Here is a 25,993-nt window from a genome sequence, read left to right on the forward strand (position 1 = left end):
ATGTTCAAGCTGATTATTGAAACAGCGGTGCGCCACCGCTGGCTGGTGGTGTTCATGGCCGCGCTGATCGCTGCCGTGGGCCTGTTCCAGCTGGGCAGGCTGCCGATCGACGCGGTGCCGGACATCACCAACCGTCAGGTACAGATCAACACGGTGGCACCGGCGCTGACACCGGAGCAGATCGAGCGGCAGGTGACCTATCCGCTGGAAACCGCGCTGGCCGGCATTCCCGGCCTGACCACCACGCGTTCGCTGTCGCGCAATGGCTTCTCGCAGGTCACCGCGATCTTCACCGATGCCACCGACATCTACTTCGCCCGCCAGCAGGTGGCCGAGCGCATGCGTGAAGCCTCCGGAGACCTGCCCGACGGTGCGTCGCCGATGCTGTCGCCGGTCACCACCGGCCTTGGCGAGGTGCTGATGTGGACGGTGGACTTCACCGCGTTCGATCCGGCCAAACTGGTCAAGCCCGGTGAAGCCGGCTGGCAGGCCGGCGAGGTCTACCGCACGCCGGAAGGCAGCCTGCTGCGTACGCCGGAAGAGCGCGCGACTTACCTGCGCACCGTGCAGGACTGGATCATCGCACCGCAGATGCGCTCCAGCCCGGGGTTGGCTGGTGTCGATACGGTTGGCGGCTACGTGAAGGAGTACGGTGTGCATCCGGACAGCGCACGGCTGGCCGCGCACGGCCTCGGCCTGGCCGACCTGGTCACCGCCCTGCAGCGTTCCAACGTGCAGGCCGGTGCCGGTTTCGTGCAGCGTGCCGGCGAGGGCCTGGTGGTACGTGCCGACGGCCTGGCGCTGACCACCGACGACCTGGCACAGGCCCCGGTAGCCACCCGCAACGGCGTAGTGGTGCGCGTGGCCGATGTGGCCGAGGTCGGACTGAGCCGCGCACCGCGCCTGGGTGCGGCCAGCCGCAACGGCCACGAAGCCGTGCTCGGCACCGCGCTGATGATTGCCGGTGGCAACAGCCGCACCGTCGCGCAGGCCGCTGCGGCGCGCCTGGAGCAGGTGAACAGATCGCTGCCGCCCGACATCGTCGCCGCGCCGGTGCTGGACCGCAGCGTGCTGGTCAATTCCACCATCAAGACCGTGGCCAGGAACCTCACCGAGGGCGCGTTGCTGGTGGTGGTGGTGCTGTTCCTGCTGCTGGGCAACCTGCGTGCGGCGGCGATCACCGCGCTGGTGATTCCGCTGTCGTTCCTGTTCGCAGTGATCGGCATGAACCGCTTCGGCATCAGCGGCAACCTGATGAGCCTGGGGGCGCTGGACTTCGGCATCCTGGTGGACGGTGCGGTGATCGTGGTCGAGTCGACCCTGCTGATGCTGGGCCAGCGCCGCGCCGAACTGGGCCGTGCGCTGACCGCGATGGAACGCCTGCGCGTGGCCGCCGATGCTGCACTCAAGATGGCGCGACCGGCAGCGTTCGGCCAGCTGATCATCCTGCTGGTGTTCGCGCCGATCCTCACCCTGGAAGGCGTGGAGGGCAAGACGTTCCACCCGATGGCGGCCACGTTCATGCTGGCCCTGGTCGGTGCCTTCCTCTTCTCCTTCACCTTCGTGCCGGCAATGGCCGCGCTGCTGGTGCGCGAGCCCAAGGTGAAGGATGGTGATGCACATGCCGATGACGGCGAGCATGAAACCAGGCTGATCCGCATGCTGCGTGCGCGCATCGAACCGGTGGTGCGCAAGGCCGTGGCGCATCCGCGCACGGTGCTGGCCGGTGCGGTGATGATGGTGGTGGTGGGCATCGGCGCGTTCTCGCTGCTGGGCCGCGAGTTCATGCCGACGCTGGACGAAGGCAACGTGGCGATGCAGGCCCTGCGCGTGCCGTCGACCTCGCTGGAGCAGTCGCTGGCGATGCAGCTGGCACTGGAAAAAGCGATCGCCAAGCAGCCGGAAGTGGAAACCGTGTTCTCGCGCACCGGTACCGCCGAGGCGGCGATCGACCCGATGCCGACCAACATCTCCGACAGCGTGATCGTGCTGAAGCCGCGCAAGGACTGGCCCGATCCGAAGCTGGACAAGGAGGCACTGGTGGCACGCTTCGAGAAACTGGCCCGGCAGCAGCTGGGCAACAGCTTCGAGTTCAGCCAGCCGATCGAGCTGCGCTTCAACGAGCTGATTTCCGGCGTGCGTACCGACCTGGCGGTGATGATCTTCGGCGATGACTTCAGCCAGCTGCAGAAGGTGGCCGACCAGGTGGCGCTGAAGCTGCGTGCGGTGGACGGCGCGGCCGACGTGCGGGTGGAACAGATCTCCGGCCTGCCCACCCTCAACGTGGCGATCGACCACGTGGCGGCGGCGCAGTACGGGCTGACCGCTGCGGATGTGAGTGATGCGCTGTCCACCGGCATCGGTGGTACCGCGGCCGGCAAGATCTTCGAAGGTGATCGCCGCTTCAACGTGGTGGTACGCCTGGATGACGCCTCGCGCAACGATCCGGACCAGCTGGCCTCGCTGCCGATCGCCACGCCGGCGGGGCGGGTGATTCCGCTGTCGTCGGTGGCGCGCATCACGGTCAGCGAAGGGCCGAACCAGATCAGCCGCAACAACGGCAGCCGCCGCGTGGTGGTGCAGGCCAATGTGCGTGGCCGCGACCTGGGCGGCTTCGTCGGCGAGGCGCAGGCGGCGGTGGCCGACGTGGCGCTGCCGCCGGGTACCTACCTGACCTGGGGCGGCCAGTTCGAGAACCTGCAGCGCGCGGAGAAGCGGCTGGCCACGGTGGTGCCGGTGGTGTTCCTGCTGATCGGCAGCCTGCTGTTCATGGCCCTGCGCAGCGGCAAGGAAGCGGTACTGGTCTTCAGCTGCGTGCCGTTGGCGCTGGTCGGCGGCATCCTGGCGCTGCTGCTGCGGGGCATGCCGTTCTCGGTATCGGCGGCAGTCGGCTTCATCGCGGTCTCCGGCGTAGCGACCTTGAATGGCCTGGTGTTGATGCAGGCGATCCGCGAACGCCTGGACGCCGGTGACCTGCCGCTGCAGGCGGCGATCAACGGTGCCTCCAGCCGCATCCGCGCGGTGCTGACCACGGCGCTGGTGGCGATCGTCGGCTTCATCCCGATGGCGATTGCCAGCGGTTCCGGTGCAGAGGTGCAGAAGCCGCTGGCTACGGTGGTGATCGGTGGCCTGATCACCGCCACCGTGCTGACTCTGCTGGTGCTGCCGACCTTCGCTGCGAGGGTGGCCAGGGCGCGGGCGGTGGGATGAGGTGACAGGGGGTCGGAGCCCCGCCCATCGGGCGGGGCTCTGACCCGATCACACGACGGTCAGGCCTTCTTGCGCTCGGCGATGTAGGCCTGGATCTGCTGTTCCAGCACGGGCAGCGGTACCGACCCCTGCTTGAGCAGGGTGTCGTGGAAGCCCTTGATGTCGAACTTGTCGCCCAGTTCCTTCTCGGCCTGCGCACGCAGGCGCACGATGGCGATCTCGCCCAGCTTGTAGCTCAGCGCCTGGCCCGGCCAGGAAATGTAACGGTCCACTTCGGTGGTCACTTCATGCTCGCTCAGCGCGGTGTGGTCACGCAGGTAGGCCAGTGCCTGCTCGCGGGTCCAGCCCTTGCTGTGCACGCCGGTGTCGATCACCAGGCGTGCGGCACGCCACATCTCGTAGGTCAGCCGGCCGAAATCCTCGTACGGGGTTTCGTAGATGCCCATTTCCACGCCCAGCTTCTCACAGTACAGCGCCCAACCCTCGCCATAGGCGGAGATGTAGGCGTTGCGGCGGAACTCGGGCAGGTTCTTCTGTTCGGCGGCGATGGCACCCTGCAGCGCGTGGCCCGGATCGGACTCGTGCAGGGTCAGCGCCGGCAGGTTGTACAGCGGGCGCGACGGCAGGTTGTAGGTGTTGAGCCAATAGGTGCCCATGCCACCGCGGCCGGCGGTCCAGAACGGCGCGATGTCCGGCGGCACCGGCACGATGGTGAAGCGCGCGCGCGGCAACGTCATGTATTTACCCAGCTGGCCATCGGCGCGCTTGGAGATCCACGCGGCACGCGACAGCAGTTCTTCCGGTGTCTTGGCATAGAACTGCGGATCGGTGCGCAGGAAGGCCAGGAACTCGGCGAAGCTGCCCTTGAACTTCACCTGCTTGATGATGTCGTTCATTTCCTTCTGGATGCGTGCCACCTCATCCAGGCCGATGCGGTGGATCTCCTCCGGTGACAGGTCCAGCGTGGTGTATTCGTGGATCTGCTGCCGGTAGTACGCCTTGCCGTCGGGCATCGCTTCGGCGGCCAGGGTGGTGCGCGCCTGCGGCACGTATTCGTTGACGAAGAAGGTGCGCAGCTGCTGGAACGTCGGCACCACCTTGGCGCTGATCGCTTCACGCGCCTGCGCCTGCAACCTGGCCTGTTCGGCGGCCGGGATGCTGTTGGGCAGCTTCTTGAACGGCGCGTACAGCGGCGATTCGGTCGGGTCCTTCAGTTCGGCGACGGTGGCGATGGACACCTCGCGGCCATCGAGCACGGCGCGCGGTACGCTGAAGCCGCGCTTCAGCCCTGCACGCATGTTTTCCGTCTGCTGGCCGAAGTAGCGCGGCACGTCGTTCAGGCGGGCAATATAGTTCCGGAAATCCTGCACGGTCTTCATCTCGCGCCGGGCCATGAAAGCCAGGTTGGACCAGAACGAGGAGTCGGCGTTGAACGGCATTTCGTAACCGCGCAGGCGCGTCTCTTCGGCCAGGTTGAAGACCTGGTCGCGATAGATCGCGTAGTTGACCTGGTTGTCGGGCGACAGGGTCTTCGGGTCGATCTTCTTCAGTGCGGCCAGGGTCTCGTCCCACACCTTCAGGCGTGCCTGCTGCGCGGCCGGGCCGACGTCAGGCATGCGGGTGGCGTTGGCCGGAGCGTCCTCGTCCTCGCTGGCCTCGCCACCTCCCTGTTGGCGCCACTTCCACTCCTTCTCGTACAGCGCGCGGAAGGCGGCGTCGGCGGGCGATTCGGCGGCCACGCTGGCCGGTGCGACGGTGGCGGCGGGTGTGGCCACGGCCACGGCAGGGGCGGACAGGGCGAGCAGCAGGGCAACGGCAAGACGGGTTTTCACGAGCACAGGTTCCCGGGAAGGCAGGCCACGATGATGGCACCGCCCACCGCCCGTGGCATGGGACGAAGGTCCTGCCTGCAGCGCAGGCAGGACCGGGAACCGGCCGCAGGCCGGAGCCCCAGCGCCGGAGGCGCGTGGTAGAGCCGACTGGGTAGAGCCGGCTGTTAGTCGGCTGCTCTTCCGCCAGACGCGGCAAAGCCCGCGCTCCGCGCGAAAGTCGACTGACAGTCGACTCTACCCACGGCAGGCAGGGCCGGGAACCGGCCGCCGAACATGCATTAGATCCACGTCATGCCTGGATGCGCCGCGGATCCGGACGGGGTGATCCGGACGGGGGCAGAGCCCTTTCCTGCGGAAAGGGATCCGACCCCGGGCCCTCAGTGGCTGGCCCTGTCGCGCTTCCAGCCGCGGTGCTTGATGTCCAGCTGCAGGCTGTACAGCGCCGTGAACGCCGGGAACAGGTTCTGCAGCACGCCCACCGAGTCCTGCTTGGCCGAGAACAGGAAATAGCTCAGGGTCATCAGGCTGCCGACCACGCTCATGTACCAGAACAGGCGCGGGATGACCGGCTTGCCGGCACGCTTGGAGGCAATGAACTGGACCAGCCAGCGGCCGCCGAACATCAGCGCGCCGGTGTAGCCGATCAACTTCCAGCCGGTCACATGCAGGCCGGTCCAGTACAGCCAGGTCAGCGGCTGGTCCAGCCAGTGCAGCTCCAGGTCCATCAGCGCTCCTCCACTGCGGTGCGCTTGCTGCGGGTGATCAGCCACGCCACGCCGCGCAGGTCGCGGATGCCGACCAGTGCACGGCCCAGGTTGTTGTACTTGGACACGCCGGCAGTGCGGTGGCGGTGGTTAACCGGCACGCTGGTGGTCTTCCAGCCGGCGCGCTGCATCAGCGCCGGCAGGTAGCGGTGCATGTGGTCGAAGTACGGCAGGTCGAGGAACGCACTGCGTTCGAACAGCTTGATGCCGCAACCGGTGTCGGGCGTGTCATCGTGCAGCATGCGTGCGCGGATGCGGTTGGCCCAGCGGCTGGCCCAGCGCTTGCTGCCACTGTCCTGGCGGTTGACGCGCCAGCCAGCAAACAGCTTTACCTGCGGGTCGGCGGCGTCGCGCGCAGCCAGCAGCTTGGGAATGTCCGCCGGATCGTTCTGGCCATCACCATCCAGCGTCGCGATCCACGGCGCCCGCGCGTGCTTGACGCCGGTGCGCACGGCGGTGCTCTGCCCGCTCTGGTTCACGTGGTGCAGCACGCGCAGTTCCGGGGTGGTCGCCTTCAGGCCCTGCAGCACGGTCAGGGTGTCATCGCGCGAGTGATCGTCGATGTAGACGATCTCGAACGGCAGCCGGCCACGCAGCGCAGCGGTGATTTCGGCGACCAGCGGGGCGACGTTGTCGCGCTCGTTGAACACCGGGACGACAACGGAAAGCTCGGGTTGGCTCATAAGGCACTCGGCCAAAGGGGGGACAAAGACCGCGCATTCTCCGCAGCCGAGGTTATCCGAAGATGAACCCGATTGCGTGAGGATCCGTCCTCAGGCGCGGTCGCCAAAATACTCGCGGCACCACTGCACGACCGGCGGAAGCCCTGTCTCGATCGGGGTCACCGCATCGAAGCCGAAAGCGTCATGCGCGCGCCGGGTATCAGCCATCGTGCGCACCATGTCGCCGGGCTGCATCGGCTTGTAGACCTTCCGCGCGGGGCGGCCGGCGGCCTGCTCGATCACGCCGATGAAGCGCTCCAGCTCGACCGGCGTATGGTTGCCGAGGTTGAACACCCGGTGCGGCACCGGGCCGTCGGCCGGATGCGCGAGCGCGCCGAGGATACCTGACACGATGTCGGAGACATGTGTGAAATCGCGCTGCATGCGGCCTTCGTTGAACACATCGATCGGCCGCCCGGCCAGCACTGCGCGCGAGAACAGCAGGGGTGCCATGTCCGGCCGGCCCCAGGGGCCGTACACGGTGAAAAAGCGCAGGCCGGTGGCATGCAGGCCGTACAGCTGCGCATAGGTGTAGGCCATCAGCTCGTTGGCGGCCTTTGTCGCCGCGTACAGCGAACGCGGCTGGTCGACGCGCTGGTCCTCGGAGAACGGCGGCGTGGCCGAGTCGCCGTAGACCGAACTGCTGGAGGCGTATACCAGGTGCTGCACGCCACGATGGCGGCACAGCTCGAGCATGTTGACGAAGCCGACCAGGTTGCTGTCGACGTAGGCATGCGGGTTTTCCAGCGAATAGCGCACGCCGGCCTGCGCGGCCAGGTGGATCACGGCGGTCGGCTTCACCTCGTCGAACAACGCGGCCAGGCCTTCGCGATCGGTCAGATCGAGCGTGCGCAGATCCAGTGCCGGGCACAGCGCGGCCACGCGGTCGCGCTTGATCTGCGGGTCGTAGTAGTCGTTGAAGTTGTCCAGGCCGACCACCGACCGGCCGGCCTCCAGCAGCGCGCGGGCGGTGTAGGCACCGATGAAACCGGCAGCGCCGGTGAGCAGGAGGGTCATGGCAGGGGCCTGGAAGCAGAAGTTCAGGCCCCTGATGTTACCGGTCCCAGAACAAACCGAAACGCTTCTTCGCAACGTTGGTGCGGCCAGGCTCGATCACATCCTTGATCTTCTTCGCATCGAAGCGGTCGAGCAGTGCCTCTGCGCCCTTCTTCAGCTTCAGGTCCATCTCTTCCGGGTACAGCGGGACCAGGGTCATGAAGCTGATGGTCTTGCCGCCGTCCAGTTCCAGCGTGCCGAAGTCGTCCGGGGCGGTCACCGGCGGCAGCACGATGGCGCCGTCGAAGCCCACGCCCGGCGCGTAGGGCTCACTGGGATGGCCGTTGGGAATGGTGTGGCCGAAGCCCAGCCAGGTGTCGTACTCGTGCGGCAGCCGCGCCATGCCCTTCAGCAGGCGCACCGGCCAGTAGTTGCGTTCGTCCTTGAAGGCCTCCTGCGAGATCGGCCAATCGGCCGGCAGGGTCACCATCAGTTCCATGTAGCGCGGCACGTCCGCGCCCACCTCGGCGGGCACGGTCATCGGCAGGTCGCTCATGCCGGAGGTGACCAGACGAAGGTACGGGCAGTCCCCATTGGCCGGCACCACGTGCACGTCGATATGCACCAGGTCGGAGATGATTTCGTGGAAGACACCGGACACCGGGCCCAGATGGCGTTCGATGTGGGCGCTGATCGCCTCGATGTGCTGCTCTTCGCCGATGGCGAGCTCAAAGTCCTTTTCGCGCCGGTGCACCAGGATCGGGCTGCCGCCCGGGCTGACGTCGTCGAATGTGTTGCTCATGTCCTGCTCCCTGGATGAGGCGACGGGCGGGAAGGCAGTGCATTCCCCGGCGCCGCGGCGGTACGTTCCCTGTCATTCGCGGGGCGCGGCAGGAACAGGCCGCCCCCCGACGTGGCACCGGGCTCAGCCCTGGCGCGTGCGCAGCTTTTCCAGCACGCCGTCCAGGGTGTCCAGGTCGGTGTAGTGGATGATCAGCTTGCCCTTGCCGCCGCGGCCGTGGTTGATCGCCACCTTGGCGCCCAGTGCTTCGGACAGTTCGGTTTCCAGCGAGGCGATGTCGGCCTGCTGCACCTTCGGCGTGGCCACCGGGCGGTTGCTCGGCACCTTGCCAGCCGCAAAGGCCTGCGCACGGCGCTCGACCTCGCGCACCGACCAGCCTTCATCGGCCGCTTCCTGGGCCAGCTTGCCGGCCAGTTCCGGGGCCAGGGTCAGCAGCGCGCGGGCGTGGCCCATTTCCAGGCGCCGGGTTTCCAGCAGCAGGCGGATCGCCACCGGCAGTTCCAGCAGGCGCAGCAGGTTGGACACCGCCGCGCGCGAGCGACCGACGGCCTCGGCGGCCTCGGCATGGGTCAGGGTGAATTCGCTGATCAGGCGCTGCAGCGCTTCAGCCTCTTCCAGCGGATTGAGATCTTCGCGCTGGATGTTCTCGATCAGCGCCATCGCGATGACGGTGCGGTCTTCCAACTCGCGCACCACCACCGGCACTTCGTCCAGGCCGGCCAGCTGCGAAGCGCGCCAGCGGCGTTCACCGGCGACGATTTCGTAATTGCCTGCCGGCAGCTGGCGCACCAGGATCGGCTGGATCACGCCCTGCGACTTGATCGAGTCGGCCAGCTCGGAGAGCTTGCCCTCGTCCATCTCGCGGCGCGGCTGGTACTTGCCCGGCTGCAGCTGGCCGACCGGCAGCTTGCGCAGCACCTCACCCGGCAGCGGCTCGATCACCGCAGTGGTGGCCTGCACCTGGCTGGCCGCGCCTTTCGGGCCCAGCAGCGCGTCCAGGCCACGGCCGAGGCCTCGCTTCTTGGCTGCCGGCTTGCTGCTGGTCATCAGACGGTCTCCACGGCCTTGGTGGCCTTGTTGCGTTCGTTGTTGCGGCGGATGATCTCGCCGGCCAGGCCCAGGTAGGCCACGCCACCGCGCGAGGCGCGGTCGTAGCCGACGATGCTCTGGCCGTGGCTGGGCGCCTCGGCCAGGCGCACGTTGCGCGGCACGATGGTGCGGAACACGCGGTCGCCGAAGTGCTCGGTGAGCTCGGCCGACACCGCGTTGGCGAGGTTGTTGCGCACATCGAACATGGTGCGCAGCACGCCTTCGATCTCCAGCGCCGGATTGAGGTTGGCACGCAGCGCTTCGATGGTTTCCACCAGCGCGCTCAGGCCTTCCAGTGCGTAGTACTCGCACTGCATCGGCACGATCACCGAATCGGCGGCGGCCAGCGCGTTGAGCGTCAGCAGCGACAGCGCCGGCGGGCAGTCGATCAGGATGTAGTCGTACTCGTCGCGGATCGGCGCCAGCGCGCGCTTCAGGCGCTGCTCGCGTTCGCCCTGCGCCATCAGCTGGATCTCGGCGGCGGTCAGGTCGATATTGCCCGGCAGCAGGTCGTAGCCCTCGGCGGTCTGCACGCGCACGTCGGCAGCGCTGTTATCGCCAAGCAGCAGGTCGCAGGTGGACGCGGCCAATTCGCGCTTGTCCACGCCACTGCCCATGGTCGCGTTGCCCTGCGAATCCAGGTCGACCAACAGCACGCGCTTGGGTGCGTTGGCCAGGGAAGCGGCCAGGTTGACGGCGGTCGTGGTCTTGCCGACGCCACCCTTCTGGTTGGCGATGGCGATGATGCGGGCCATGCGGGTGTGCCTCGTCGACGGATGCTGGGACCGGTCATTATGCGTACAACCGGCCCCGGGCGGAAATCGTGGATCGCCAACCCGTTGTTCCACAAGGGGCTGACGGCCGGGATCACGGGCCTGCGACGGTGACCAGGTGGCGTTCGCCGCCCAGGCCGGGCACGCTCAGCGGGGTCACTTCACGCACCTGCCAGCCCGCCGGCAGGGCCGCGATCTCCTCATGCGGGTAGACGCCCTTCATGGCCAGCAGCACGCCACCCGGGCGCAGCAGGTGGCCGCCGACGCGGACAATGCCGGCCAGGGTATCCATCGCGCGGGCAGTCAGCTGGTCGTAGCGGCCGGACTCGCCCAGCGCTTCGGCACGCGACTCGGCCACGCGGGCATTGCCCAGGCCAAGCTGGCGTACTGCCTCGCGCATGAAGCGCGCCTTCTTGCCGTTGCTCTCGACCAGAGTGACCTGCAGGCCCGGACAGGCGATCGCCAAGGGGATGCCGGGCAACCCGGGACCGGTACCCAGGTCGGCCAGGCTGCCATCGGCGACGAACGGCTGCATCGCCAGCGAATCAAGCAGATGGCGGGTGACCATCTCCCGCGGGTCGCGGATGGCGGTGAGGTTGTAGGTGCCGTTCCAGCGGTGCAGCAGGGCCAGGTAACGCAGCAGCGGGGGTGCCAGCGCGGCATCCAGGCCCATGCTGGCCAGGCCCTGCTCCAGCGTGGTCGCCACGCCGGCGGGGAGTTCGTGTTCGCTCATGCCGGCATTATCGCCGGTTTTCCCCGCCGATTCCCCGCGTCAGTGCGGGAACCAGGCCAACGCGGCGCGGAACTGCCCCGTCGCCTGCCATTCGTGCAGGTGCCAGCGCGTGGCCTCGCCCAGCTCCGGGTCGCACCAGCGCAGGTGCAGGGCGCCATCGGAGCCCGGCGCCAGCTGCAGGCGATGCAGGCCGAACGAGATACCCTGCCCGTGCGCCTTCAGCATTGCCTCCTTGGCGCACCACACGCGGAAGAACCAGTGTTCGCGCCCGGCCTCGTCCAGGCTCTCCAGCCAGGCCACTTCCTCGGGGTGGAAGAAGCGCCGCACGATCTCCAGCAGGCGCGGGCGCGGCCGCAGCAGTTCCAGGTCCACGCCCAGCCGCACACCCTCGCCGAGCGCGACCAGCAGCACCTCGCCGCTGTGGCTCCAGCCGGTGCCGTAATGGGCCAGTGCGCCGCCCAGTTCCGGCCGGCCCTTGTCGTCACGAACCAGCGGCAGCGTCTCCGGTTCCGCATCCAGCGCCTGTGCCAGCACCTGGCGGGCCTGCGGCTCACCGCGCTGGCCAGGGACATGCGGGCGCCGCCAGACCGTTACCGGACCGAAGCGCCACGGGCCGTCGAGCGTCGCTGGCAGGCTCATCCGCACGCGCCCATCACAGGACTGCACGACGGGTTCACGGCCAAGCGCGTCAACTGGTGGCGGTTTTCCACCGGAGACTCGATCATGGGCATCATCATCTGGCTGATCGTCGGCGGCGTCGTGGGCTGGCTGGCCAGCATCATCATGAAGCGCGATGCCCAGCAGGGCATCATCCTCAACATCGTGGTCGGCATCGTCGGCGCGCTGATTTCCGGCTGGCTGTTCGGTGGCGGCATCAACGAAGCCATCACGATCCGCACGTTCCTGTTCTCGCTGATCGGTGCGGTGATCCTGCTGGCAATCGTCAACCTGTTCACCCGCAAGAGCATACGGTGAACCGAGCGGTGGCGCCGGGCCATGCCTGGCGCCGCCGCATGCATTACCCCAGCCGCACCCACGCCGGTGCGTGATCGCTCGGGCGTTCCCAGGTACGCGGCTCGCGGTCGATGCCCGAGGCCAGCGTGCTGCCCCTGAGTGCATCGGAAACCAGGGTCAGGTCGATGCGCAGGCCCAGGTTGCGACGGAAACCGGCCGCACGGTAGTCCCACCAGCTGAAGGTGCCGGCCTCGTCGTTGTGCAGGCGGAAGCCATCGTGCAGGCCCAGCTGCAGCAGCTTGCCCAGCGCGCCCCGCTCGGCGGTGGAGGTCAGGATGTGGTTGTCGTTCCATACCTCCGGATCGTGCACGTCGCGCGCGTCCGGCGCGATGTTGAAGTCACCCATCACGATCAGCTTCGGGTGGCGTTGCAGCTCCTGTTCGATCCACGCATGCACTGCGTCCAGCCAGCGCAGCTTGTAGGCATACTTGTCGGTGCCCACGTCCTGGCCGTTGACCACGTACAGGTTGATCACCCGCAGGTCGCCGAAGGTGCCGGCGATGACGCGCTTCTGCTCGTCCTCGAAACCTGGAATGCCGATCTGCACGTCCTGCGCCGGCTCACGCGACAGCAGCGCCACGCCGTTGTAGGTCTTCTGGCCGGCGAACACGCTGCGGTAGCCGGCGCCGATCAGCGCCGAATCGGGGAACTTGTGGTCCTCCAGCTTGGTTTCCTGGATGCCGACGATGTCCGGGCCGAAGTCCTTGAGCCACTGCTCCAGGTGCGGCAGGCGGACATTGAGCGAATTGACGTTCCACGAGGCGATCTTCATGCGGGCATTCTACCCGGGTGGGCCTGGGTTGCCTTGTAGAGCCGAGCCCACGCTCGGCTGCGTCTGCCTGGACCAGCCAAGGGCAGCCGAGCGTGGGCTCGGCTCTACAGAAGAATCGGGCCCTGAATCAAGTAGAGCCACGCCATGCGTGGCTTCACCGCAGCAGCAGCTTCAACAACCCCGCAATCTTCGAATACGGCGGCCGCAGCCGGTCGCTGGCCGCCCAGCGCGACTGCCACAGCACCGGCAGCCGCTTGCTCATCGCATCGAACCCGGCCCGGCCGTGGTACGCGCCCATGCCGCTGGCCCCCACCCCGCCAAACGGCAGGCCATCGGCGGCGAAGTGCAGCAGCGTGTCATTCACCGTCACCCCGCCGGCCACCACCTGGCCAAGGATGCGCTCCACGGCCGCCGTGTCGTGGCTGAAGGGGTACAGCGCCAGCGGCCGCTCGCGGGACAGCACGTCGGCCAGCGCGGCTTCCAGATCCGGGTAGGCCCGCACCGGCAGAATCGGGCCGAAGATCTCCTCGCGCATCAGGTCCAGGTCATCCGGCGGATCCAGCACCACGGTCGGCACCAGCAGGCGCTCGCGGTCGGCGCGCGCGCCATCCACCTGTGCCAACGGAATCACCGGCACGCCGCGTTCGCGCGCCTGCGCCAGATAACCCTGCAGGCGCCGGTACTGGCCTTCGTTGATGATGCGCGTGTAGTCCTCGGCATCGCTGAAGTCGCCATAGCGCTCGCGTACCTGCTGCTGCAGCACCTGCACGAACTCGCGCTGGCGCGCGCTGTCGATCAGCACGTAATCCGGCGCGATGCAGGTCTGCCCGGCGTTGAACCACTTGCCGGTGGCCAGCCGCGCAGCAGCCTTTTCCAGCGGGAAATCGCCGCAGACGATCGCCGGCGACTTGCCGCCCAGTTCCAGCGTGAGCGGCACCAGATGCTCGGCGGCGGCGGCCATCACCTTGCGGCCGACCGCCGTCGAACCGGTGAACAGCAGATGGTCCAGCGGCATCGAGGATACCGCCGCGGCCACGTCCGCCCCACCCTGCACCACCGCCACGCGCTCGGGCGGGAACACGCTGGCCAGCAGATCGGCCAGGAACGCGCTGGTGCGCGGTGTGTGTTCGGAGGGCTTGAGCAACACGTGGTTGCCGGCGGCGATGGCGGTAGCCAGCGGCACCAGCGCCAACGTAACCGGGTAGTTCCAGGGTGAGATCACCCCGGCCACGCCCAGCGGCGTCGGTCGCAGCTGCGCGCGCGCTGGCCACAGCCGCCAGCCGGCGCCCACACGCTGTGGCTTCGACCAGCGCCGCAGGTGGCGGCGCAGGTGGTCGATGGCCGACAGCACGCTCATGCCATCGGCCAGCTTCGATTCGACGTGGGCGCGGTGACCGAAGTCCTCGGCGATGGCCTGGGCCATTTCATCCAGCCGCGCCTTCAGCGCCTCGCGCAGGCGACGCAGGTCGGCTTCGCGCTGGTGCAGCGATGGGCGCTGCGACTGCCAGGCGCTGCGCAGGGTATGCAGAATGGCGGGGAGGTCTTCCGGCGTTGTGGTGGTCATGGGCCGACTATACGACCTGCCGCACATTTGGATGGGGGTCAGATCCCTTTCGCGCACGAAAGGGATCTGACCCCGGGCGCGAGAGGGCCTGCGGCTTCGGATGCCTGTCAACCGCGATCACGGCATTGAGCATTGTCTGTTCGCGTCTGCGGATTCCTGTGCCGCGCGTTGCGCGGTCGCCGAGCATGGCTCGGCGCTACAGGGAAACGAAAAGGCCGTGGTCTGCACCACGGCCTCTCCTTCATCCGATGAACATCATTCCTACTGGGTGATATCCACGTTCTTGGTCTCGCGCAGGAACAGGCCGCCGATCACCACCGACATCAGTGCGATCGCGATCGGATACCACAGGCCGTAGTACAGGTTGCCAGTGCCGGCCACCAGCGCGAACGAGATCGCCGGCAGGAAGCCACCGAACCAACCGTTGCCGATGTGGTATGGCAGCGACATCGAGGTGTAGCGGATGCGGGTCGGGAACAGTTCGACCAGGTAGGCGGCGATCGGGCCGTAGACCATGGTCACGTATACCACCAGCAGCCAGAGCATCAAGACGGTACCGGCGTAGTTGATGCGCGCGCCGTCGGCCTTGGCCGGGTAACCCGCGCTGGCCAGGGCGGTCTTCAGTTCAGCGCCGAAGGCATCGGCCTTGGCCTTGCCTTCTTCCTTGGTCAGGCCTGCGGCCTCGTACGAGGTGACGCTGGCACTGCCCACGTTCACCATCGCCAACGAACCTGCGGCGGCGGGCTGCACGTCATACGGCACACCGGCCTTGGTCAGCGCGGCGGTGGCCACGTCGCAGGAGCTGGTGAACTTGCGCAAGCCGACCGGATCGAACTGGAACGAGCAGGTGGCCGGGTCGGCGACGACCAGCGCCGGCGAGCTGCTGCGCGCTTCTTCAATGGCCGGGTTGGCGAAGTGGGTCAGGCCCTTGAAGATCGGGATGTAGGTGATGGCCGCCAGCAGGCAGCCGGCCAGGATGATCTTCTTGCGGCCGATGCGGTCGGACAGCCAGCCGAAGAAGATGAAGAACGGCGTGCCCAGTGCCAGCGCTGCGGCGATCAGCAGGTAGGAGGTGGTGGCATCGACCTTCAGCATGCTGCTGAGGAAGAACAGCGCGTAGAACTGGCCGCCGTACCAGACCACGGCCTGGCCAGCTGCCGCACCAAGCAGCACCAGCAGCATCAGCTTCAGGTTGCCGCCCTTGAGGCTGTCGCGGAACGGGGTCTTGGAGCCCTTGCCTTCGGCCTTCATCTGCTGGAACAGCGGCGACTCGCTCAACTGCAGGCGGATCCAGACCGAGATGCCCAGCAGCAGGATCGAGACCAGGAACGGAATGCGCCAGCCCCAGGCCTCGAAGGCCTCGTTGCCCAGTGTCATGCGGCAGGCCAGGATGATCAGCAGCGACAGGAACAGGCCAAGGGTGGCGGTGCACTGGATGAAGCTGGTGTACAGGCCACGCTTGTCGTCCGGTGCGTGCTCGGCCACGTAGGTGGCGGCACCGCCGTACTCGCCACCCATCGCCAGGCCCTGGGCCAGGCGCAGGATGATCAGGATCACCGGTGCGGCGAAGCCGATCGAAGCGTAGTTGGGCAACACGCCGACCAGGAAGGTCGAGATGCCCATGATCAGGATGGTGACCAGGAAGGTGTACTTGCGGCCGATGCGGTCGCCGAGGCTGCCGAAGAAGGCCGCGCCGAACGGGCGCACGAAGAAGCCGGCGGCGAACGCCAGCAGGGCGAAGATCATGCCCGTGGTTTCATTGACGCCACTGAAGAACTGCTTGGCGATGATCGCGGCGAGCGAGCCGTACAGGAAGAAGTCGTACCACTCGAAGACCGTGCCGAGGCTCGAGGCGAAGATGACTTTCTTGTGGCCCTTGGTCAGGGTGCCCGCTTTATGTGCGGTGCTGGGTGTACTGGACATGGGACGCTTCCCCTCCGAAGCAATCGTTGTTGGTGGGTGCCGACCGTTGGTCGGCACTCAATTCGGTAGATGCCGACCTTGGCCGGCACCCCATCTCTGTAGGTGCCGACCTTGGTCGGCACTCCTTTAGAAGCTGTACTTCGTGGTGAACTGCAATCGGGTGATGTCACCCTTGTTGCCGTTCTCGATCTCGCGGCGGCCGTACATCAGCTCGGCACCGACATCGACCTTGGGCAGCGGCGAATAGAAGATGTTGCCGCGGATGCTCTGCACGCTCTTGGTCACCAGCGGGCCAAGGACGCTGTCGTTGTCGTAGTCACTGCGTGCGTAGATCAGGTTGGTGCGCAGCTTCGGCGAAAATGCATGGCGCCAGCCCACGTAACCGGCCAGCACGCCGGTCGGGTTGAGCTCGTCGCGGGCCACGTCGTAGGCACTGTCGGCGGTGATGCCCAGGCCGATGTAGCGCGCGATGCCTTCGCCGCCGGTCAGCTGGTAGTGCAGCGAATCGCTGTCGCCCATCACCCACTTGCCACCCAGGGTCAGGCCGCCGGCCACCTTGTCCGCCTTGGCGCCGGTGGTCTGGTTGTCGACCTTCAGCTGGCGGACGATGCCGCCCACACCGAAGGTGCCCCAGTCGCCCTTCCAGCCATAACGCAGGGTCAGGTCAGGCAGGCTGCCGCGATCGGAGTTGGCGCTGGTATTGGTCCAGGCACCGGTGACCGGATTGCGGGTACCGGTGAGGGTGGTGGTTTCCGGGTTTTCCAGCGCGACGCTGAAGCCGCCCTGGGTGTAGCGCACCTGCGCCTGGCGCACGAAGATCACGCCATCGGTGGGGCCGACGAAGTCCGCCGCTTCCGGCAGCGCGGCCGCGTCCATGAAGTTGGACCAGGTCTGGCCGGCCAGCCAGTTGTTCCAGTACATGTAGGCGTGGCGCAGGGTGACGCCATAGGTGTTGGTGGCGGTCTGGTTGCCCAGCGAGTTGCCGAAGAAGTCCATCTCGAAGAACGCACCGGCCTTGTTGCCGGATTCGCTCACGTTGTCGATGCCCAGGTTGAAGCGGGAGAACTTGGCGTGGGCGTTGAAGTCCGTGCCCGATCGCTTGCCGCTGCCGCCGGCGCCTTCCACCGGGGTCTGGCCCGGCAGGTACAGCGAGCGGCCGGTGGCATCGTCTGCCAGCTGGCCATCGCTGGTCTGGGTGGCCAGGAAGTCAGCCTTGATGAAGCCGCCGATCTTGACCGTGGTGCCCGGCGCGGCGCCCGGGGTGATGGTGGTGACCTGGATCGGCTGCTTGCCGGCCGGCACCTGCGCAACCGGCTTCTGCCCGGCCTGCACCGTGCGCACTTCGGTCACCGCCTGCTGGGTCTGGGTGATCTGGGTCTGCTGTTGTTGCTGCGAAGACAGCAGTAGCTGGACCTGGCGTTCCAGTTCGGCAACGCGTGCTTCCAGTGCTTTCTCTTTGGCGGTCTCTGCGAACGCCATGCCCGGTGCGACCAGGGCGACCAGCAGGCAGGCCGCCAGAGGTGTGCGCACGGTTTTCAACGTACGGTGGCTCATGTTGCCCTCTCTCCCAAGTGGCAAGGTGATGCCGCGCGTGGGGCACGGTCGAGCCGAGACTGCGGGGCGATTATGTATAGCGGCTATTCGCCATTGGTCGAACCCGGCCCTGCAAGGCGCTCACTTTCGACCATGGTCTAACCAGAGTGGTGACGCGGCCGGGGGTGGATGGGGCAAACTGAGGGGGATCGGTCGCTGCGATGCTGCGACCGCACATACAAAGTCAACGTGCAAGTGAGGGTGCCATGGCTGATATCTACCCCGTCGATCCGCAGTTCGCCGCCAAGGCACGCATCGACAAGAAGACCTATGAACAGCAGTACCAGGCCTCGGTATCAGACCCGGAGGGCTTCTGGGGCAAGGCCGCCGAGCGCCTGCAATGGATGCGCAAGCCGACCAAGATCAAGAACGTCAGCTACGACCTGTCCGACTTCCACATCAAGTGGTTCGAGGATGGCGAGCTCAATGCCAGCGTGAACTGCCTGGACCGCCAGCTGGAGAAGCGCGGCGACAAGACCGCCCTGCTGTTCGAGCCGGACGGCCCGGATGCACCGGCCCGGCACGTGACGTATCGCGAGCTGTACGAGCGTACCTGCCGCCTCGGCAATGCGCTGCGCAACCTGGGGGTCAAGAAGGGCGATCGCGTCACGATTTACCTGCCGATGATCGTCGACGCCGCAGTGGCCATGCTGGCCTGCGCACGCATTGGCGCGATCCATTCGGTGGTGTTCGGTGGCTTCGCGCCTAACTCGATCGCCGACCGCGTCAGCGACTGCCAGAGCAAGTTGATCATCACCGCCGATGAAGGCCTGCGGGGTGGCAGGAAGATTCCGCTGAAGGCCAACGTGGATGCGGCGCTGAAGCTGCCCGGCACCCACACGGTCGAGACCGTGCTGGTGGTGCGCCACACCGGCGGCGCGGTGGACATGCAGGCCCCGCGTGACCGCTGGTTCCACGACGTGGTGGACAGCCAGCCGGCCACCTGCGAGCCGGAACGCATGAACGCGGAAGACCCGCTGTTCATCCTCTACACCTCCGGTTCCACCGGCAAGCCGAAGGGCGTGCTGCACACCACCGGCGGTTACCTGCTGTACGCGGCCTACACCCATGAAGCGGTGTTCGACCTGCGCGAGGACGACATCTACTGGTGCACCGCCGACGTCGGCTGGGTCACCGGCCACAGCTACATCGTGTACGGGCCGCTGGCCAACGGCGCGACCTCGCTGATGTTCGAAGGCGTGCCGAACTACCCGGACACCTCGCGTTTCTGGAACGTCATCGACAAGCACAAGGTGACCATCTTCTACACCGCCCCCACCGCCATCCGTGCACTGATGCGCGAAGGCGAGGAGCCGGTGAAGAAGACCTCGCGCGCGTCGCTGCGCCTGCTCGGCAGTGTCGGCGAGCCGATCAATCCGGAGGCCTGGCGCTGGTACTACGAGGTGGTCGGCGACAGCCGCTGCCCGATCGTCGACACCTGGTGGCAGACCGAGACCGGCGGCATCCTGATCTCGCCGCTGGCCGGCGCGATGGACCTCAAGCCGGGGTCGGCCACCCTGCCCTTCTTCGGCGTGCAGCCGGCGCTGGTCAATGCCGATGGCGAGATCCAGGATGGCCCGGCCGAGGGCAACCTGATCATCCGTGATTCGTGGCCGGGCCAGATGCGCACGGTGTACGGTGACCACCAGCGGTTCATCGACACCTATTTCCGCACCTACCCGGGCAGCTACTTCACCGGCGACGGCTGCCGCCGCGACGAGGACGGTTATTACTGGATCACCGGCCGCGTCGACGACGTGATCAACGTATCCGGCCACCGCATCGGCACCGCCGAAGTGGAAAGCGCACTGGTCTCGCACCCGAAGGTGGCCGAGGCGGCCGTGGTCGGCTTCCCGCACGACGTGAAGGGCCAGGGCATCTACGCCTACGTGACCCTGGTGGCCGAAGAGGCACCGAGCGATGAGCTGCACAAGGAGCTGATCGCCTGGGTCCGCAAGGAGATCGGCCCGATCGCCACGCCGGACCACCTGCAGTGGGCACCGGGCCTGCCGAAGACCCGCTCGGGCAAGATCATGCGGCGCATCCTGCGCAAGATCGCCGAGAACGCGCCGGACCAGCTGGGCGACACCTCGACCCTGGCCGACCCGTCGGTGGTGGCCTCGCTGGTGGACGAGCGCAAGGTCCGCTGATGCAGAACCCCGGGGTCAGATCCTCCGGGGTCAGAGCCCGTTCCTGGCGGAACGGGATCCGACCCCGGGGATCTGACCCCATGCAGTTTCCCCCCACGGTTCCCCCCCGACCATGACCACCCTCCTGATTGCCGATGACCACCCGCTGTTCCGCGAAGCCCTGCGCGGGGCGGTACAGCGGGTCATCCCCGGCGTGCAGTTGTTCGAGGCCGACAGCGTGGAGGCCCTGTATGCGCTGGCCGACCAGCACAACGACGCCGACCTGGTCCTGATGGACCTCAACATGCCGGGCGCACAGGGTTTCAACGCGCTGGTGCACATGCGCTCGCTGCACCCGCACCTGCCGGTGGTGGTGGTGTCCGCGCGCGAAGAAGCCACGGTGATGCGCCGCGCGCTCGACCACGGCGCGCTGGGCTTCATTCCGAAGTCAGCCGACTCGGACACCATTGGCCACGCGTTGACCACCATCCTCGATGGTGAAACCTGGGCGCCGCCGGAAGCGCACAACGTGCCGCCAACCGAGCGCGAGGAACGCGAGGTCGGCCAGCGCCTGCGCGAGCTGACCCCGCAGCAGTTCCGCGTGCTGCAGATGCTCGGCGCCGGCCGCCTGAACAAGCAGATCGCTTACGACCTCAACGTCTCCGAGGCGACCATCAAGGCCCACGTGACCGCGATCCTGCGCAAGCTCGGCGTGACCAACCGCACCCAGGCCGTGTTGATGGCCGGCAAGCTCGCGATCGACGACGACGCCATCGTGCTTCCGCCGGAAGAAGACTGATCGTGCTGGGCGATGGAGCCAAGCATGGGCTCGGCTCCACAGACTTCATGATGCCCGTGTAGAGCCGAGCCCGCGCTCGGCTGCTCCTGGCCTCAATACCCATCACCCCCAAAGCGGCCATCGACTCCACACATAGGGGTATTCCCCGATGCGCGTGGCCAATCCTGCACGCACGGGATTGGCCGCGATGTACATCGCCTGCGTGCGCAGGCATTCATCGCCGCGCAGCGCATGATCGTAGTATCCCGGCTGCCAGATCGGCGCGCTCGCATCAACGCGCCTGGCGATGGATCTTCCACTCCGGGACTTCAGGATCTGCATGCACCCGGCGAGCGTTCCGCATCGCAGCTCGATCAGCCAGTGAAGATGATCCGGCATGATCACCCAGGCGAGGGAACACGTCCGTCCTGTCCGCTCCACCGTACGGAGCGCCTCGATCAGAAGGTCGACGTTGGCTTCATCGTCGAACCAGCGGCGACGCGCGTGTGTCACCGTGGTGATCGCGTAGACGTTGCCGGTCTGCGACCAGCGGCCAATACGAAGTGCGGGGCTGGACATGCCCGAAGACTATGCTTCGACCGACAGGCTCTCCATCGGGGCAACACTACAAGTCCCGTCAGCCGTTTCCCGGCTGTAGAGCCGAGCCCATGCTCGGCTGCGTTTCGCCTGAGAACCGCGCTACGCGCGTGAGCCGAGCGTGGGCTCGGCTCTACAGGTTTCCCTGCTCACCCCACGCCCTGCAGGTGTTCGTACAGGATCGTCGCGCCGATGATTACCAGGATCACGCCACCGATGATCTCGGCACGCTTGCCAACCATGCTGCCCAGCACGCGGCCGAGCATGATGCCGGCGCTGACCATGGTCAGCGTGCACAGGCCGATGACCGCGGCCATCACGCCGATATGCACATCCATGAAGGCCAGGCCGATGCCCACCGCCATCGCGTCGATGCTGGTGGCGAAACCGGTCAGCGCCAGCTTCCAGAAGCTCTGGTGCCGGGAGGAATCTTCGTCTTCCTCGCTGTTGTCCGGACGCAGGCCGTTGTAGATCATGTGGAGGCCCAGCAGGCCAAGCAGGCCGAACGCGATCCAGTGGTCGAAGGCCTCGACGTACTGCAGGGCGGCGCGGCCGAGCAGCCAGCCGATGATGGGCGTGATCGCCTCGATGACACCGAAGATGATGCCGGCGCGCAACGCGTCGCGGAACACCGGCTTGCGCATGGCCGCGCCCTTGCCGATCGCCGCAGCGAAGGCATCGGTGGACATGGCGAAGCCGATCAGGAGGATCGAAATGGGGGACATGGACTGCTGCTGAGGTCGGGCAAGGACGGACGCACGGCTCGCGCTCGCGCCCAACCTGACGTTGCGCGCGCGGGCCGCTGGTCTCGCCAACCATCATGGTTGTCCACGCCACGGCGCACTGGCCGAGTATGTTGACGTGGACGATTCCTGCGAGGGAATCCGGCTACTCCCCAAGGGGACGCGAAGCTTAGCATCGCGATCCGCGCGTGGTGCATTTCCGGAGAAACGCGCAGGCAGGGCTGTTTTTTATAGCGCTGGCTATAACCGCACCTCGCTGCGCGCGGCAGCCGAGCGCGCGCTCGGCTCTGCAGAGGGTGCGCGGCACTGGATTCTTGTAGAGCCGAGCCAATGCTCGGCTGCTGTTCAGCCCGGCCACGGAACACCATGCCTCGCGCAGGAGCCGAGCGCGGGCTCGGCTCTGCATGTGCCATCAGGCATCGCTGTTGCCGGCGTCACGCAGCGCGCCCAGGAAGGCACGCAGCGAAGCCGGCTTGATCGGCTTGGTCAGCACGCGGTAGCCACGCTCGCGCGCCATCCGCTTCAGCTCGTCGCGGCCATCGGCGGTCAGCAGCGCACCCGGCAGCGGATAGCCGGCCGCCTCGCGCAGCGCCACCAGCGCATCAAGGCCGTCCATGCGGTCATGCAGGTGGTAGTCCACCAGCATCACCTGCGGGCGCTCGGCGATCTTCTCCAGCGCCTGGTCGACGGTGGCGGCAGTGATCACCTGCACCTGCCACCGGCCCAGCAGCGCGCGCATGCCGTCGAGGATCTCCTCGTCATTGTCCACGCACAGCACGCGCAGGCCGGACAGTGAATCGCTGCGTACCGGCGCGGCCACCGCCGTGACCGGCGCAACCGGCTCGGTGTAGCCAGGCAGCGGCGCCACCCGCGGCAGGATGATCGAGAACATCGATCCCTTGCCGACCCGGCTGCGCGCATTGAGCCGGTGGTCGAGCAGGCGCGAGATGCGCTGGCAGATCGACAGGCCCAGGCCGAGCCCCTGCTCGCCCCAGTCGAACGGCTGCTGGTAGCGGTGGAACTCATCGAAGATCTGCCGCATGTGGTGCTCCGGAATGCCGGGGCCGGTATCCCACACCTGCAGTTCCACTTCGTCGCCGCGCTGGCGCACCGCCAGCACGATGCGGCCCTGCCGGGTGTAACGCAGCGCATTGGCCAGGAAGTTCTGCAGCACGCGGCGCAGCAGCCGGCGATCACTGCGTACCCAGGCCGGGCGCGCGAACAGGTCCAGGCGCAGGCCACGACCGGCGGCGACCGGGGTGTACTGCGCGGCCAGTTCGCGCATCAGGGCGCTCACGTCGAATTCGCCGATCACCGGGTGCAGGCCACCCGCATCCAGCCGTGACACGTCCAGCAGGCCATCGAGCAGCTCCTCAGCCGCTCGCAGCGACGCATCCACGCGTTCGGCCAGGTGCTTCTGTTCGTCGCTCACGTGATCACTGTCGCGCAGTGCGGACGCAAACAGCCGCGCTGCATTCAACGGTTGCAGCACGTCATGGCTGATCGCCGCCAGGAAGCGGGTCTTCGACTGCTGCGCGACCTCGGCCTCATGCGAGCGCTCGGCCACGCGCTGTTCCAGCGTTTCGTTGGCTTCCAGCAGCGCCTTTTCCGCATGCTTGTAGTCGGTGATGTCGTTGTAGCTGGTCACGTAACCGCCGCCGGGCAGTGCCTGGCCGCGCATTTCGATCACCTTGCCGTCGCTGCGGGTGCGCTCGAACACATGCGGTGAGCCGGCGCGCATGTAGCCGATGCGGCGGTTGATCTGCACTTCGATATCGCCCTCGCCCAGCTCGCCGCGCTCGGCGTTGTAGCGGATCAGGTCGGCGACCGGGCGGCCCACGTAGAGCATGCCGTCGGGGTAGCCGAACATGTCCTGGTAGCGGCGGTTCCATGCGGTCAGGCGCATGTCCGGATCGACCACGCTGACCCCGGCGCTGATGTTTTCCAGCGTGGTCGACAGGATCTCGCGGTTGAAGCGCAGTTCCTGCCCGGCTTCGTCCAGAACCGCCACCACTTCGCCCAGGTCCATGCCCGAGCCACGCAGCAGGCTGGTCAGCAGCAGGCGTGCCGACGCCGCGCCGATCGAGGCGGCCAGCAGGCGCTCGGTGAACTGTACCCACGGACGGTCCGCAGGCGCCGAGGATTGCAGCTCGCGGCCCAGCGACTGCGCCTGCTCGAAGAACGAACGCCGCGCGTGGCGTTCGCCGACCACGCGCGAGGCCAGTGCCAGCAGGTCGCCCACATGCACGTGGCCGGGCCAGCCGCCGGCCACCGACGGGCGCTCGGCATACGGGTCGAGGAACGGCGCAGCGCGCAGGCGCTCGTCGACGCCGGGCCGCCAGCGCGCGGACACCAGCATCATCGTCGCCGCGTTGACCAGCAGCGACCAGAAGGTGCCGTGGGTCAGCGGATCCCAGCCGGTCATGCCGAACAGCTGCTGCGGGCGCAGCCACTCGATGCCGAATGGGCCATGCTGCACCCAGGCCGCGTCGACCCAGCCGGCCATGGTCATTGCCGGCAGCAGCAGGGTGTACAACCAGGTGGCAAAGCCCAGCAGCATGCCCACCTCGACGCCGCGCCGGCTGGCACCGCGCCAGTACAGGCCGCCGATCAGGCCGGGCGCGAACTGCGCCACCGCTGCGAACGCCATCAGGCCGTACGAGGCCAGCGTGCTGTCGTTGCTGCTGCTGCGGTAGTAGCTGTAAGCCATCAGTGCCAGCAGCAGGATCGCCAGGCGGCGGATCCACAGCACCCGCGAGGCGACGTCGGCGGCCTCCTGGTGGTCACCGCTACGGCGCAGCAGCACCGGCATCACCAGGTCGTTGCTGACCATGGTCGCCAGCGCGATCGAGGACACGATGACCATGCCGGTGGCGGCCGAGAAGCCGCCCACATAGGCGATCAGGGCCAGCGCGTTGCGGCCTTCGGCCAATGGCAGGGCCAGCACCATCGAATCATCGGCGACGCTGCCGCCGGTGCCGAACAGGGTCACGCCGGCGGTGGCGATCGGCAGCACCATGGCCGAGATCAGCACCAGGTAGCCACCGAACATCCAGCGCGCGCGGCGCACGTCGCGCACGTCACCGCACTCGACCACGGCTACATGGAACTGGCGCGGCAGGCAGATGATGGCGAGGAAACTGAGCAGGGTCTGCGAGATGAACCCCACCGGCGGCAGCCCGGTGAACAGCGTATGCACCGATTCCACGACCGCGTCGGTGCGGTTGCTCAGCCACAGGTAGGCGAACACGCCTACGGCCAGCATCGCCAGCAGCTTGATCACCGACTCGAAGGCGATCGCCAGCATCATGCCGTGGTGGTGCTCGGTGGCATCGACCTGGCGGGTACCGAACAGGGTGGCGAACAGCGCCATCAGCAGCGCCACGTACAGCGCGGGGTCGGTGAAGAAGCCGGTCGGGCCGGTGTTGCCGGTCAGTACCTGCAGGCTCATCGCCACCGCTTTGTACTGCAGCGCCAGGTAAGGAACGATGCCGATCAGTGCAATGATCGCCACCAGCGCCGCCAGCCGCCGCGAACGGCCGAAGCGCGAAGAAATGAAATCTGCGATGGAGACAACGTTCTGGCTGCGCGCGATCAGCGCCAGGCGCTCGATGATGCGCCAGCCGAACAGCAGCAGCAGCAGCGGGCCGATGTAGATGGGCAGGTAGCCCACGCCATTGCGCACGGCGGTGCCGACCGCGCCGTAGAAGGTCCACGACGAGCAGTACACGGCCAGCGCCAGGCTGTAGACCACCGGCCGGAGCCACGGCCGGTCAGGGTACATGGGCCGGCGGTCACCCCACCACGCCACGCCGAACAGCAGCGCGGCATAGGCAACCGAGACCAGCAGCAGGATCCAGCTGGAGACCACGCGTGCGTTTCCCTCAGGGCAGGGGTCAGTAGATCACGACCGTTGGTCGTGAGGCTAGGTCACGAGGAAGGACCGCAAGGGTGGGGCA

The 25,993-nt window shown here is 67.2% G+C and carries 20 protein-coding genes and 1 riboswitch; of the genes, 4 read left to right on the forward strand and 16 right to left on the reverse strand.

Annotation, left to right across the window (positions count from 1 at the left end; translation table 11 throughout):
* Complete coding sequence (locus tag A9K58_RS05620; protein ID WP_065198408.1) at positions 1-3,210, forward strand: efflux RND transporter permease subunit; 3,210 nt, start codon at positions 1-3, stop codon at positions 3,208-3,210.
* 59 nt (positions 3,211-3,269) lie between these two features.
* Here A9K58_RS05620 and A9K58_RS05625 read toward each other — a convergent pair whose 3' ends face one another.
* The 9 genes from A9K58_RS05625 to A9K58_RS05665 all read right to left on the reverse strand — a co-directional run bounded on the left by A9K58_RS05625 (position 3,270) and on the right by A9K58_RS05665 (position 11,560).
* Complete coding sequence (locus A9K58_RS05625) at positions 3,270-5,042, reverse strand: DUF885 domain-containing protein (protein ID WP_065198409.1); 1,773 nt, start codon at positions 5,040-5,042, stop codon at positions 3,270-3,272.
* A gap of 377 nt (positions 5,043-5,419) precedes the next feature.
* Entirely contained in the window at positions 5,420-5,767 is a 348-nt protein-coding gene (locus A9K58_RS05630) for a lipid-A-disaccharide synthase N-terminal domain-containing protein (RefSeq protein WP_005411648.1), read from the reverse strand.
* Positions 5,767-6,489, reverse strand: a complete 723-nt coding sequence (locus A9K58_RS05635) for a glycosyltransferase family 2 protein (protein ID WP_065198410.1) — start codon at positions 6,487-6,489, stop codon at positions 5,767-5,769. The genes A9K58_RS05630 and A9K58_RS05635 overlap by 1 nt, the downstream gene beginning before the upstream one ends.
* Before the next feature lie 90 nt (positions 6,490-6,579).
* Positions 6,580-7,545, reverse strand: coding sequence for an NAD-dependent epimerase/dehydratase family protein (locus A9K58_RS05640; protein WP_065198411.1), 966 nt, complete (start codon positions 7,543-7,545; stop codon positions 6,580-6,582).
* A 37-nt stretch (positions 7,546-7,582) separates the two neighbouring features.
* Complete coding sequence (locus A9K58_RS05645) at positions 7,583-8,326, reverse strand: suppressor of fused domain protein (RefSeq protein ID WP_065198412.1); 744 nt, start codon at positions 8,324-8,326, stop codon at positions 7,583-7,585.
* A 123-nt stretch (positions 8,327-8,449) separates the two neighbouring features.
* A complete protein-coding gene (locus A9K58_RS05650) occupies positions 8,450-9,373 on the reverse strand; it encodes a ParB/RepB/Spo0J family partition protein (protein ID WP_065198413.1) in 924 nt (307 codons plus the stop codon).
* Positions 9,373-10,170: a ParA family protein gene (locus A9K58_RS05655; protein ID WP_065198414.1), complete on the reverse strand. Its 798-nt coding sequence runs from the start codon at positions 10,168-10,170 to the stop codon at positions 9,373-9,375. The genes A9K58_RS05650 and A9K58_RS05655 overlap by 1 nt, the downstream gene beginning before the upstream one ends.
* Positions 10,171-10,282: 112 nt before the next feature.
* Positions 10,283-10,921: a 16S rRNA (guanine(527)-N(7))-methyltransferase RsmG gene (gene rsmG / locus A9K58_RS05660; protein ID WP_065198415.1), complete on the reverse strand. Its 639-nt coding sequence runs from the start codon at positions 10,919-10,921 to the stop codon at positions 10,283-10,285.
* Positions 10,922-10,960: 39 nt separating this feature from the next.
* Positions 10,961-11,560, reverse strand: a complete 600-nt coding sequence (locus tag A9K58_RS05665) for a 4'-phosphopantetheinyl transferase family protein (RefSeq protein WP_065198416.1) — start codon at positions 11,558-11,560, stop codon at positions 10,961-10,963.
* A gap of 84 nt (positions 11,561-11,644) precedes the next feature.
* On the opposite strand from A9K58_RS05665, the gene A9K58_RS05670 reads away from it, so the two are divergent.
* Positions 11,645-11,896 (forward strand): GlsB/YeaQ/YmgE family stress response membrane protein, encoded by a 252-nt coding sequence (locus tag A9K58_RS05670; RefSeq protein ID WP_065198417.1) that lies wholly within the window; start codon positions 11,645-11,647, stop codon positions 11,894-11,896.
* A 43-nt stretch (positions 11,897-11,939) separates the two neighbouring features.
* Here A9K58_RS05670 and xth read toward each other — a convergent pair whose 3' ends face one another.
* The 4 genes from xth to A9K58_RS05690 form a co-directional block, all read right to left on the reverse strand.
* Positions 11,940-12,707: an exodeoxyribonuclease III gene (gene xth / locus A9K58_RS05675; RefSeq protein ID WP_065198418.1), complete on the reverse strand. Its 768-nt coding sequence runs from the start codon at positions 12,705-12,707 to the stop codon at positions 11,940-11,942.
* A gap of 154 nt (positions 12,708-12,861) precedes the next feature.
* Positions 12,862-14,271, reverse strand: a complete 1,410-nt coding sequence (locus A9K58_RS05680; protein WP_065198419.1) for a coniferyl aldehyde dehydrogenase — start codon at positions 14,269-14,271, stop codon at positions 12,862-12,864.
* Between the two features lie 261 nt (positions 14,272-14,532).
* Positions 14,533-16,194, reverse strand: a complete 1,662-nt coding sequence (locus tag A9K58_RS05685; RefSeq protein ID WP_065198420.1) for an MFS transporter — start codon at positions 16,192-16,194, stop codon at positions 14,533-14,535.
* A 126-nt stretch (positions 16,195-16,320) separates the two neighbouring features.
* Positions 16,321-17,748: a DcaP family trimeric outer membrane transporter gene (locus tag A9K58_RS05690; protein ID WP_065198421.1), complete on the reverse strand. Its 1,428-nt coding sequence runs from the start codon at positions 17,746-17,748 to the stop codon at positions 16,321-16,323.
* A 245-nt stretch (positions 17,749-17,993) separates the two neighbouring features.
* Here A9K58_RS05690 and acs point away from each other — a divergent pair, with 245 nt between their 5' ends.
* Both acs and A9K58_RS05700 read left to right on the forward strand, forming a co-directional pair.
* Positions 17,994-19,937 carry an acetate--CoA ligase gene (gene acs, locus A9K58_RS05695; protein ID WP_065198422.1) on the forward strand — a complete coding sequence of 648 codons (1,944 nt, stop codon included), beginning with the start codon at positions 17,994-17,996 and terminating at the stop codon, positions 19,935-19,937.
* 112 nt (positions 19,938-20,049) lie between these two features.
* Complete coding sequence (locus A9K58_RS05700) at positions 20,050-20,715, forward strand: response regulator transcription factor (RefSeq protein ID WP_065198423.1); 666 nt, start codon at positions 20,050-20,052, stop codon at positions 20,713-20,715.
* Positions 20,716-20,817: 102 nt separating this feature from the next.
* Here A9K58_RS05700 and A9K58_RS05705 read toward each other — a convergent pair whose 3' ends face one another.
* The 3 genes from A9K58_RS05705 to A9K58_RS05715 all read right to left on the reverse strand — a co-directional run bounded on the left by A9K58_RS05705 (position 20,818) and on the right by A9K58_RS05715 (position 25,905).
* On the reverse strand, positions 20,818-21,273 hold the full coding sequence (locus A9K58_RS05705) for an REP-associated tyrosine transposase (RefSeq protein ID WP_065198424.1): 456 nt from the start codon (positions 21,271-21,273) through the stop codon (positions 20,818-20,820).
* Between the two features lie 167 nt (positions 21,274-21,440).
* Positions 21,441-22,016: a manganese efflux pump MntP gene (locus A9K58_RS05710; RefSeq protein ID WP_065198425.1), complete on the reverse strand. Its 576-nt coding sequence runs from the start codon at positions 22,014-22,016 to the stop codon at positions 21,441-21,443.
* An 88-nt stretch (positions 22,017-22,104) separates the two neighbouring features.
* Positions 22,105-22,194, reverse strand: a riboswitch (yybP-ykoY riboswitch).
* Positions 22,195-22,446: 252 nt separating this feature from the next.
* On the reverse strand, positions 22,447-25,905 hold the full coding sequence (locus A9K58_RS05715) for a hybrid sensor histidine kinase/response regulator (protein ID WP_065198426.1): 3,459 nt from the start codon (positions 25,903-25,905) through the stop codon (positions 22,447-22,449).
* Positions 25,906-25,993 lie beyond the last annotated feature (88 nt).

Origin of the sequence: Stenotrophomonas maltophilia, from assembly GCF_001676385.1 — a bacterium.
In the GTDB taxonomy this organism is placed as follows: domain Bacteria; phylum Pseudomonadota; class Gammaproteobacteria; order Xanthomonadales; family Xanthomonadaceae; genus Stenotrophomonas; species Stenotrophomonas maltophilia_J.